Origin of the sequence: Segatella salivae DSM 15606 (assembly GCF_000185845.1) — a bacterium.
Classification (GTDB): domain Bacteria; phylum Bacteroidota; class Bacteroidia; order Bacteroidales; family Bacteroidaceae; genus Prevotella; species Prevotella salivae.
The window spans coordinates 1,659,205-1,662,738 of record NZ_GL629647.1; the positions used below are offsets into that span (position 1 = coordinate 1,659,205).

At 39.2% G+C, this 3,534-nt stretch carries 2 protein-coding genes; both read right to left on the reverse strand.

Annotation, left to right across the window (positions count from 1 at the left end; all coding sequences use genetic code 11):
• Positions 1-285: 285 nt before the first annotated feature.
• Positions 286-3,084: a fimbrillin family protein gene (locus tag HMPREF9420_RS06805; protein WP_044078819.1), complete on the reverse strand. Its 2,799-nt coding sequence runs from the start codon at positions 3,082-3,084 to the stop codon at positions 286-288.
• A 49-nt stretch (positions 3,085-3,133) separates the two neighbouring features.
• On the reverse strand, positions 3,134-3,301 hold the full coding sequence (locus HMPREF9420_RS14205; protein WP_007134790.1) for a hypothetical protein: 168 nt from the start codon (positions 3,299-3,301) through the stop codon (positions 3,134-3,136).
• Positions 3,302-3,534 lie beyond the last annotated feature (233 nt).

The following is a 3,534-nucleotide window of genomic DNA, read 5'->3' on the forward strand; positions in this document are numbered from 1 at the left end:
CCGTGCAAAATTACGAAAAAACAAATGAATTATAAATGCAATTCATATCTATATTTTTCTATTAAAGTCGAAAAAGATTAAGAAATGTTGCGTGCATGCTTTCTACAATGCAAATTAATAATAGTTGAAAATAGAAAAAGATAAACTTTCAACATGCAAACTTATAATAAGACATGTAGAATAAATCACTGCACTCTGAAAATTATATGTTTATAATACAGATATACAAAACAGCCCCTCAAACTTGCGTCTGAGAGGCTGTAATTATATAATTTAAAAGTCTGTTTACTCTGCTACTGGGCGTACAGCATAACCATTTCCGTATGATCCATAACCAGTTGATGAAGTTATAGGAACACTTAAAGAACCATTCGACATACTTGCTCGATATGCATAACCAAGTTGTCCACCCTGTGAGTTAGGATCAGATGTCCAATAGATAGCTGCTGTACCATTAGCAGTTAAAGCACCACTTGTACCCCAACGGGCACCTCCTGCTTGGAAGTAGATTTCCTTATCGTTATCAACTTTGAATGTATAACCATTGCTCCATACAGCTCCTGTCAAAGTAAAGCCCATGAATGCATGTGCATCAGGCACCTTGAAACCTACAGGAGAAGGGTCATAGATGGTTTTTACATTATTGCGAATAGAACCATCAAGCTTATTGTTGTTTGCTGACCACATATTAATAATCTGTTGATATTGCCAACTTAATTTACCACCACCAACTTTTGGAAGCATTATGCCTGGATTTTGAATACCATGACCAATACTACGGGTCTTCATCTTTATTACATTAGCAGGTTCATCTCCCTTATTAGCAGGTATCTCTACATAGTTGTTGTCGAAGGCGAAGCCTGTTGTATTGATACCAGGCAGTGGATCCTTACGTCCCCACTGATAAAGATTTCCATATCCTTCGCGAACATTGTTGCCTGCAGCCTGCTTAAGTGTAATAGTAGCTGTCTTCTTTTCACCTGTTTCAGCCTGCTGTTCTATCTTAACAACAACTTCACGCTTAAGTCCGCCTGTCCATTTGGTGTATTTCCAACCAAGGTTATCAGTCATAAACTTATATTCAGCCCCATCACTGGTAACAGGAATCTTCTTGAGAGAACTCTTAGGAGTAAACCATAAGTGCCATGACCACATTACTGTACCTGTTGCATTTGTAACCGCAACAACGGCATTTCCGTTCTGCAGGTTCTCTTTCTTGATTGTAAAAGTAAGGTAAGAATTCTCGCCACTTCCTGTAACCGCAGGGCCTGTAACGATGTCTGGGCAATCTTCCCAAATAACTTTTGCTTTTGTTGCTTGGTCTGAAGGATTCTGTTTGTTGATATATGGAGAAGTAATTGGATCATCGTTATGATCAACGAATCTACGCAAGATTAGGTCTTCGGGATAATATCCGCCACCTGGTTTCGGTAAGTGAGTAGCTGGTGCTGTACTTGTATATGCAGAAGCGTTAGTAGCACCTCCCTCAATAGCATTACCATAAACCAATGGAATACGGTATGTACCAGGTGCACTGATAATGTAACAGTTTGCAGTGTTCTCTATTGCAGCCCCACCTGTAGCATTAGCAAGATTGTAGTCTGTAACAGGATGTGCTGTCTTCATTGCATTGTTGAAGTCAGCCAAAACGTCACGTTGATTGGCTTTGAAGGTAGCAGTATATTGTTCTACATCTTGCGTTGTAGTTCCGCTTTCATTAGGAATAGTCAGCCAATCAGGCTTCTCACTCATAGAGAAGGTACCATCTCCATCAGCGTCATAGCTAACTACCTTCCATTTAACAGGGCGATGCTGCTTGTCATCGTCTACGTATGATGTAATCTGATATGATGTAGTTGCACCTTCTGTGTTTGCTGCTTCACTTGGATTAGGAGTAGCTTCGAAGGTATATTTGAGATTATTAGCAGACTGTGACAATGCGTATGTCTTTGTTGTACCAGCCTTCCAAGTGCCAGCGAGCGGTGCTACAATAGCTGGAGAAGCCTGATTGTCAAAGTAAACCTTAACCTTGATACCTGCTACACTCTGTGGAATCATGTAGAATGTGAAGTTATCATCATCCTTACCAACGATAGTCTCGTTGACATGACCAGATGTGTTTACGCTGATACCATCGAGAGTGAAGGTAGCAGGAGTGCTGACATCAGACCATGCACTATTGAAAGATGCACCAGTAGTAGCCTGTACTGATGAAGGTAAAGTGAACTTACCTTTGCTCTTTGCACCAACAATCTCAATCTTTGTAATCTTATGAGAGCCTGACAAGCGGTCGCCAATCTTGAAGCGAATAGCTGTCATTGCGTGCTGGAACTGCAAAGGAACAGCAGGGGCAGTCCCAAATGTAGTATATTGAATAGGTGTTGTTCCAGAACAAGCAGTCATCAAATCTTTCTGATTCTGTACACCTGGCTCAACCTCAATATTCACGTATGGAGTTGAAGTGTTGGTTGATGGAGCTAATGTTAGCTTACTATATGATGTTGTTACCTGTGGGTAAACAGCATAGAAACGTGCATATGGCTCGCCCCATGACCAAAGCTGTGTATTAGCAAGAGTACCATCTGCATTTGTTTCTGCATTATAGAACCAAGGAGTAGTGCTGATGCTTGCTGCTGAACTACCACGATAAGCAATGGTAGAGAACTTACCAAGTGTAGCAGTTGTGGTAATTTTAGCACGAGTAGCTACTGCATTGGTGTTCGTTAATTCGTTGTCAATACCAGCAACAGTGCTCTCTATAATACAATACTTACTATTTCCAGGAATATCAATCTTACGTGTTGCAAGGTCTTCAGCTGTCAGTCCTTGTTCATTCAAATGCTCTACATAAGCAGCACGTGTCATAACAAGAGACTGGTTAACCTTTGCTTGTTGTGTCTGCTCATTAGCCGTTGTTATTTGAAATCTTACAGATGTTCCATCCTGATTCTTATCTGCTGAATTAAATTCATTATCTGAACAGGAAGTCAAACTTGAGATTGCCAACCCGCTAAGACATACAAACGTGAATGCCACTGTTGATTTACGACCAACATTGCACTTGCGAATTTTATTAAACTTCATGAATTCGTAATTATTTTGTTTTTTCTTTAAAATGGAAAGTAACTCCAACTTAATTCTCTGGTACGAGGTTTGTATCATCATCGTCCTCATCAGGGTCAAGTACCGTTGGAGTTGTATTAACAGGAGGACTACCAGCCAAAATAAGACTTTCAATTATAACTGTATGCAATTTTATTTGTGGCTCTATATAAGCCTTCCTTTCTTTGTTGAGTTCCATTCTTTATAATCTTTTATAAAATAGCTATTTGTAAATCGCGACTTGGATAAAAGTACAGCATAACCCTCTATTTATAAAGGTGAAAATGTATATCCCAAACACCACTTAAAATGTAACAAAGCCATAAATATCCCCAATCTGGGTGCAAAGTTAATCAAAAAGTAAAAATTATGCAAGATAATAGATTAAAATATTCAAATCATAGATAGATATTATAGCTTTTAACATGAACG